Raw genomic sequence first — 5,659 nt, 5'->3', positions numbered from 1 at the left:
TGTAGGCGCAGGGGAATAGCAGGATGCCAGACCAGCCTACGAAGACGAAGCGATCGCGCTTGAGCCAGTCGTCGAGTACATCAAAGATGCCTCTTTCGGTCTGGGCGCGTCCGACTGCGATTGTCATAGCGATAAAATCCTCTTGCTTGTTAAAAGACCAAGGTTTCTAATTAAAGTTAACATAACTATATATTAGAAGTTGATAAATTTTCAACTAGAACCGCAGGATTCGACTCACTACAGGTGTACTGGTGAAGCTGTGACCGATCGGACAAGCGAGAGATTTGAGGTAATTCTGGCGCAGGCTGACTCTTCGTCGCGGGCCGACTTGGCGGTGGTTGAGGAGCCAGTGGTGCCAGCGAAGTGTGACTGAGGTAGCCTAGTTGAATTAAAATTTGGCTTTAAGGCTGTTTAATCTTATGACTGCAAAAACAACGACCTCGATCGATTCTGTCCTGCGCTACGAGGTTTTGGGATCTCGCCGCTTCAGCAATTACTGGTGGGCGACGGTTGTCACCATTGGAGGAACTGGTTTTCTGCTGTCGGGCCTTTCGAGCTACTTGCACGTGAACCTGTTGCCTTTTGCTGACCCGACTGAACTCGTTTTTATCCCCCAAGGCATCGCGATGGGTTTCTACGGTGTCTGCGGCGTGCTGTTGGCGCTTTACCTGTGGCTGACTGTTCTGTGGGATGTCGGCGGCGGTTACAATGAGTTCGATCGACAAACTGGTAAGATTCGGATCTTTCGCTGGGGATTTCCTGGCAAAAACCGCAAAGTTGATTTTACTTGCAAGACATCGGACGTGCAATCTGTGCGGGTGGACATTAAAGAAGGTCTCAATCCCCGCCGCAGCGTTTATCTTAAGCTTAAAGACCGCCGTCAGTTTCCTCTGACTAGAGTTGGACAGCCGATTGCTTTGTCTGAGGTGGAAAATCAAGCTGCCGAATTGGCTCGATTTTTGCAAGTTCCCCTAGAAGGACTTTAGATATTTGGAATTTGGGATTTTTGATTTGAGATTGGTAGTTTCTCGTGGGGTGCTCTTGGGCGCACAAAATCGATAAATTTAGTGCGCGTTGCGGCGCGCACATTATCCTGGTAAATCGATAAGTTTAGGGTACGCATTGCGTACCTTGCCTTGTTGAATGAAGATGAAAGTGAAAATAAAAATGCAAATGCAAATCAAAATTCAGCGGTGGTTGTTCTCACTTTTAATCATTGGTGGGCTGTTGGTCGGGGGATGCGGTAGTTCCCCTGCGACGAACTCAACTCCGACACCGAATCCGGCGTCTGGTGAAAGCATTTCTTTGTCTCCGTCTCCGTCTCCTGCTGCTGTAGCGGTGAGTTCGCAATTTAAGGATTTGCCGCGCTTGGATGGAAAAGCAACAGTGGTGATGACGGTTAAAGGTGCTCCAATTACGATCGAAGTTGACGGTACAAATGCGCCAATTACTGCGGGCAATTTTGTCGATTTGGTTGAGAAGGGAGTCTACGACGGGCTGGTATTTCACCGAGTAGTGCGGGAACCTCAGCCTTTTGTTGTTCAGGGCGGCGACCCGCAAAGCAAAGACCCTAAATTCCCTACGGCGCGGCTGGGAAGTGGGGGTTTTATTGACCCGAAAACTTCTAGCGAACGCAGGATTCCTCTGGAAATTAAAGCTAAAGGTACTGCGAGTCCGACTTATAGCAAAACGCTAGAACAAGCTGAGGTTGCCGAGAAACCTGTGTTGATGCACAGTCGCGGGGCTGTGGCTATGGCTCGATCGGGCAATCCTGATTCGGCTTCTTCTCAGTTTTACTTTACTTTGACCGATTTGCCGTTTTTGGACGGTAGCTATGCGGTTTTTGGCTATGTGAAGGAAGGGATGGATGTTGTCGATAAGATTGAAGCGGGCGATCGAATTGAGAAGGCTACTGTTACTCAGGGGAAGGAAAATTTTAAGGCTGCTAGTTAGTCAGTAGTCAGTAGTCCGTAGTCAGTAGTCATTAGTCATTAGTCAGTAGTCAGTAGTCAGTAGTCATTAGTCATTAGTCAGTAGTCAGTAGTCATTAGTCAGTAGTCATTAGTCAGTAGTCATTGGTTACAATTGCAGTGCGAACTTCTAGCTTGCGAACGGGAGGCTAGCACTGCAAAATACTTGTCGCGATAGATCGGACTGGATGTGACCGATCGCCAGAGGACTGATATCAATTCCTCTCTTCATCGTCCTGTATTCATTTCTCTCTGTGTTCTCTGTGTTCTCTGTGGTTAAATCATTCCGATGCAACCGGAAACGATATGACGCAGGTAGAGGCCAGAAACCGGGTTGACTCGTAGATATCTAGCGAAGCAAAGACTTTTCACAGAAACCTGGCTTCTTTGCGTAATTGCTGAACCAATAACTAATGACTAAAAACTTGGGAGGCTAAGGGCAGATTTGGATGTTGTGGTTACGGGAATTGGTCTTGTTTCGGCTTTAGGTAGTCTGGAAAATAGCTGGAAAAAACTGCTGTCTGCGAATTGTGGCATTCGGAATCATCAACCTTTTTTAGAACTTGACCCGCAACCTTTGGCTTTAATTGGCACAAGACCTGCTGATTTCATGGCTTTAACTCAGCAGGTTTTGGCAGATGCTTTGCACGATGCTAATTTGACTTTGCCTTTGCCTGATTGCGGAATTGCGATCGGCTCTAGTCGCGGCTTTCAGGCAAATTTGGAACTGTTGCTAAGAGGAAAGAAGCAAGAAGGAAGGGAATTCCCGATGCCCAATTCCCAATTCCCAATTCCCAATTCCCAATTCCCAATTCCCAATTCCCAATTTGTGGATTTTTTGCCTCACATGGGGGCGATCGCGGCGGCGAGGACAATTGGTTCGACGGGGCCTGTGCTGGCGCCGATGGCTGCTTGTGCGACGGGCCTACAGTCGATCGCCCGCGCTGTTGATTTAATCCGCAGCGGTGAGTGTCAGCGGGCGATCGCGGGTGCTGTGGAAGCGCCAATTACACCGCTGACTCTGACTGGATTTAACCGGATGGGTGCATTGGCAAAAACTGGGTGCTATCCCTTTGATGAAAATCGGGAAGGCTTGGTGCTCGGTGAAGGCGGGGCTTTATTTGTATTAGAATCGGCTAAGCTGGCCCGGCGTCGCGGTGCTAAAATTTATGGACAAATTTCTGGTTTTGGCTTGACAAATGATGCTTGTTATGCTACTGCGCCCGAGCTGGGGGGAGAAAGTGCGATCGTGGCGGTAAATCAATGTTTGAAACAAAGCAATTTAGCACCGGCTGATATAGATTTTATTCACGCTCACGGTACTGCAACTGATTTAAATGACCGACACGAAGCGCTGTTAATTCAGAAATTATTTGGCTCTGGAGTTGCTGTTAGCTCGACTAAGGGGGCTACGGGTCATACTTTGGGAGCTTCGGGAGCTTTGGGCGTGGCTTTTTGTTTAATGAGTATTCAATCTGGGATTTTGCCGCCTTGCACCGGCCTTAAAAAAGCGGGGTTTGAATTAGATTTTGTGCGCTGCGGGCGCGAGGCTGCTGTGAGAAATGCGGTTTGTTTGAGTTTTGGCTTTGGCGGGCAGAATGCTGCGATCGTTTTATCTGGCGATCGTTAATTTTTGGGAATTTAGCCGCTCGGCATTTAAATTGCCCGCTCTGGGTAAAGTTACAATTTTGTAATATTTGTTAGATCACTCGATCGCACATCCAATTTTTATCTCAAAAATATTACCATATTTATGGATTTTAGTCAATTAACTAAGAATTTTCGTGAAATTGCTGCTGCTGTCCTAGTCTGGCGCCGCATCCGGAGGCTCGCCCTTTCCTGGGCGGGGATGTCAGAACATAGAACCCGATTAAAGCAGTATTGTATTTTATCAATGTATCAATGCCGATCTGCGAAGATAGAAGAAAGAAACTGTTTAAGTTAAGAATTAGGTACTATCTCATGGATCTTGCATCTCATCGATTTATGTCTTATTTTGAACCTCTTCAAGCTGCTCACCTGTGCCAAATAGCTGTATTGGAGAGTTTTGCTGAAGAAACGCTAGTTTTTGAAGAAGGAGATCCAGCCGATTTTTTATATTTAGTTTTAGCAGGTGAAGTCGAGTTTAGCAAGCGGATTGAAAATAATAAATATCAAGCTATTGCTGTCGCCGGACCGGACGATTTTTTTGGAGAACTCGGAGTTTTAGACGGAGAGCCGCGCAGTGCTAGAGCTGTGGCATTTGCGGGTTCGACTCTGGCAAAAATATGTCGCGAAGAACTAATAGCAACTCTCGAATTGGCTAAAGGCCGTTCCGTACTGCAAATGTTTAATTTTATTATTAAAAATTTGCGGGATACTACGGATCAATATGTTAGCCAGTTCGTACACAAACAAAAAATGGTGTTGGTAGGAGAAATGGTGAGTACAATCATTCACGATTTCAAAAGTCCTTTTACCGGAATCAAACTATCCAGCGAAATGCTCAAAGAAATGCACCCGGATCAGGAGACTCAAGAGTGGTGTGAACTTATTCAATTGCAGGTGCAGCGAATGTTGGGGATGGCAGAAGAAGTGTTGGAATTTTCGCGAGGAAACTCTGTATTAAATAAAAAACCAGTTAATCTAATTCAGACGTTACAGCAGTTTGAAAAGTTGAACAAAGTTTATTTTTATGTGGCAAAAGTAGATTTGATGATGGAGGTAACAGAAGTGATAGTTGAAGCAGACGAAAATAAGATTTTGCGCGTATTGCAAAATTTAGTTGGAAATGCTGTTGAAGCTTTTGGCGGGCGCGGGGGGCGAGTAGAGATTATTGTTACACAAAGTGAGGAGTGGGCAGAAATTAGCATTTACGATAACGGTCCGGGGATTCCGCAGGCAATTAAGGAAAAGTTATTTGAACCATTTGTGACTTATGGCAAGCGGACTGGTACTGGCTTAGGAACGGCGATTGCTAAGTCAATTATTGATGCTCACAAAGGGGAAATTACTTATGATTCGGAAAAAAATAAAGGGACAACTTTTTACATCCGACTGCCTAAAAACTTGGCGGTCGGGTAGCAATTTTAAGTATGGAGATATTGAAAAGCATCTGCGTTAGTCTGCGTTAATCTGCCTTGCTCTGCGGTTTAAAACTTCAAAAAAATACGCACCGTTGTCTGAAGATTACCTGACAATTCCCAACCGTAGAGCACTCTTATTGAAAAAAGTTAGAGTTAGAACTTTTTTACGCAGCCTCAGAAACTTAGTTGATGAGTAAATATCTTGTTACCAAACAACATCTTTTTAACAAGCCCGGTTTCTGCAAGGGCTAATAATGTGTAGCCAGCGGCAGAATCATGTAGAATTTAATTAACGAACTGCTAAAAATCTGATGCCAGTTACTATTCAAACCTTACCTGCAGAAGTTGTCAATTTAATTGCAGCCGGCGAAGTGATTGACTCGATCGCGGCTGCGGTACGAGAATTAGTTGAAAATTCTCTGGATGCTGGCGCAACTCGCATTGTTGTGTCTGTCTGGCCCGAACAGTGGCGGGTGCAGGTTGCAGATAACGGTACGGGCATGGATTTGGAAAATTTGCAGCAGGCGGCTTGGCCTCACAGTACGAGCAAAATTACCGCAGAAGCAGACCTTTACAAAATTGCTACTTTGGGATTTCGCGGGGAAGCTTTGCACAGTTTGGCTC

At 45.7% G+C, this 5,659-nt stretch carries 6 protein-coding genes and 1 pseudogene; 6 read left to right on the top strand and 1 reads right to left on the bottom strand.

Features of this window, described 5'->3' with window-relative positions:
* A pseudogene (locus IQ270_RS27640) lies at positions 1-127 on the bottom strand (photosystem II D2 protein (photosystem q(a) protein)); the annotation flags it as partial.
* A 72-nt stretch (positions 128-199) separates the two neighbouring features.
* Here IQ270_RS27640 and IQ270_RS27635 point away from each other — a divergent pair.
* From IQ270_RS27635 to IQ270_RS27610, 6 genes are all read left to right on the top strand, one after another.
* The gene (locus IQ270_RS27635; protein ID WP_193976347.1) at positions 200-373 is read left to right on the top strand and encodes a hypothetical protein; all 174 of its coding nucleotides are present in this window, start codon (positions 200-202) and stop codon (positions 371-373) included.
* A gap of 46 nt (positions 374-419) precedes the next feature.
* Complete coding sequence (locus IQ270_RS27630) at positions 420-986, top strand: photosystem I assembly protein Ycf4 (protein WP_193976346.1); 567 nt, start codon at positions 420-422, stop codon at positions 984-986.
* A gap of 187 nt (positions 987-1,173) precedes the next feature.
* Complete coding sequence (locus tag IQ270_RS27625; RefSeq protein WP_193976345.1) at positions 1,174-1,953, top strand: peptidylprolyl isomerase; 780 nt, start codon at positions 1,174-1,176, stop codon at positions 1,951-1,953.
* Between the two features lie 462 nt (positions 1,954-2,415).
* On the top strand, positions 2,416-3,600 hold the full coding sequence (locus IQ270_RS27620) for a beta-ketoacyl-ACP synthase (protein ID WP_193976344.1): 1,185 nt from the start codon (positions 2,416-2,418) through the stop codon (positions 3,598-3,600).
* Between the two features lie 332 nt (positions 3,601-3,932).
* Entirely contained in the window at positions 3,933-5,033 is a 1,101-nt protein-coding gene (locus IQ270_RS27615; RefSeq protein WP_193976343.1) for an ATP-binding protein, read from the top strand.
* A 313-nt stretch (positions 5,034-5,346) separates the two neighbouring features.
* Positions 5,347-5,659: ATP-binding protein (locus tag IQ270_RS27610; RefSeq protein WP_193976342.1), on the top strand; the 313-nt coding region annotated here is incomplete at its 3' end.

Source organism: Microcoleus sp. LEGE 07076, assembly GCF_015207455.1.
Lineage (GTDB): Bacteria > Cyanobacteriota > Cyanobacteriia > Cyanobacteriales > Microcoleaceae > Microcoleus.
The sequence above is the reverse complement of the archived record's forward strand: the minus strand, read 5'-3'. Positions and strand labels throughout refer to the sequence as shown.